The sequence below is a fragment of the Campylobacter concisus genome, from assembly GCF_002914195.1.
GTDB classification, from domain to species: Bacteria; Campylobacterota; Campylobacteria; order Campylobacterales; family Campylobacteraceae; genus Campylobacter_A; species Campylobacter_A concisus_M.
Genome location: NZ_PPAU01000130.1, coordinates 1 through 1,704, shown reverse-complemented (window position 1 = coordinate 1,704; position 1,704 = coordinate 1). Strand labels below are relative to the sequence as shown.

The window sequence follows — 1,704 nt, the reverse complement described above, 5'->3', positions numbered from 1 at the left end:
GCATTATAAACTGGTGGGTTATTGTCAAGATTTTCTAGGTCATACCCTTTTTGTTTATAGGCTTCTAAATATACATATTTGTTAATTTTTTCTTCATCAGTCAATGAAACATCGTCGCCTTGTGGTATTGATCTAGGAGAACTCTTTATTTTTCCATTATTAATGCTTGTGGTATGAAATGGAATAATATCAATTCTTGCATCATTTCTAGTAAGGGCATTTACAACATCTAAATAGTATTTCTGATTTGTTACAAGTTCATGCTCTAGCCTCATAATTTTTGCTGATTTATCTTCAATACTTAGAAAATCTGATTTTAAGCTAACTGGACTAATGTTTAAGAGCTTGTCTAACAAATATCTATTGTGTATATTGCCCAAAGAAGCATTAATGCTATTAAAGACCTTGGTATCGATGGTTTTTTCAGCCTTGCTATGCGCAAGACACAATTCTTTATCTGCTCCTAGTTTAATGCTGGAGAGCTTGACTTTAGATCCAAAGCCTGCTTTTGCCACAATAAATCCATTTAGTCCTGATAGTAATGTCTTGGCTTCACTTGTAGATAGCTCTAGGTCACTAATATCATAGTATTGTTTTTGCTCTGCATCATAAGAGCGGCCTAATTGATAAAATAGATCGAAGTTCTCTGAAATTTCTTGCTCAGTTTTTGGTTTTGTGACAAGCTCAACTGATCCAAAATTTCTACTTTCTAGTTCGCTTGTATTGTTTGATAAAATACTAATGTTTTGGGTAATACCAGGCGTTGTTGATAAAGAGGTTTCTAGCTCAGTTTCGCTTAATTTTAATCCCTGCGGAATAATTATCTGGTTGTTTTGTGAAGATAAATTTAAAACATTTGCAAAAAAGTTGCCCAAATCGCTTTTTGATCTCATCTCTTTATTGACTTTTTCTATACTAAAATCTCTTATAAAGTCTATGTATCGTTCAAGCGTTGGTGAGCTTGCAGGATTTTCAATATAAAAAGTTACAAAGTCTTTTAAAGAGCCTGGAAAATCTATAAAATCTTTGTTCTTATTGACGAGTGTCTCAAAAAGTGAAATCCGTCTTGTATCGCTTGAAATGTTTGAGGTTGAAAAAATTTCTCTATGAATATCAGCATATATGCTCTTTGCTGTTTCGCCCCTTGATATTCTTGTTTCAATATTATTTATAGTATGTGTCGCTTTTATAGTAGCTTCATGCTCTTTATAAAATTCATATTGCTCTTCTATCGCTTGCAGTCCGACAAGGTGGATAATGTTTTTTAAAAGTTGTGTTTTTAAAAGAAGCTCTTTTTGGATATTTAATACTTCGATCAGTGTATTAAATTTTTCTTGGTCTAGCTGCTTACCCAAAAAAACACTTTGTCCCATTCTTTTAGCTTCTTGGTGTCCTATATTTGAATTTAATGTAATCTTTTTTAATGATTGACTATCGAAAAACACATCCAAATAACCACCGCCTACTCTATGTTGCATAAAACTTACATCCATTTTTATATTATGCTGCTCTTCTAGGTAATCTAATATAGCAATAACTTCTTCTTTTAGTTTAGGAGAATTGACAGAGAACATATTTTCTCTTGTTACTGTTATTAGTGCAAATGGAGCATTGTTTGTAGTTTCGGTCGTCTTTATTGATGTTTTTTCGTTTATTGTTTCAAATTTAAGATTGCCTACTTCATATTTTTTAATACCATTAGAC

Annotated in this window: 1 protein-coding gene; it reads right to left on the bottom strand. The window is 31.9% G+C overall.

The window, feature by feature from the left end; all coding sequences use genetic code 11:
• A partial coding sequence (locus CYP28_RS10440) for a hypothetical protein (RefSeq protein ID WP_181000446.1) occupies positions 1–1,704 on the bottom strand: 1,704 nt, incomplete at both ends.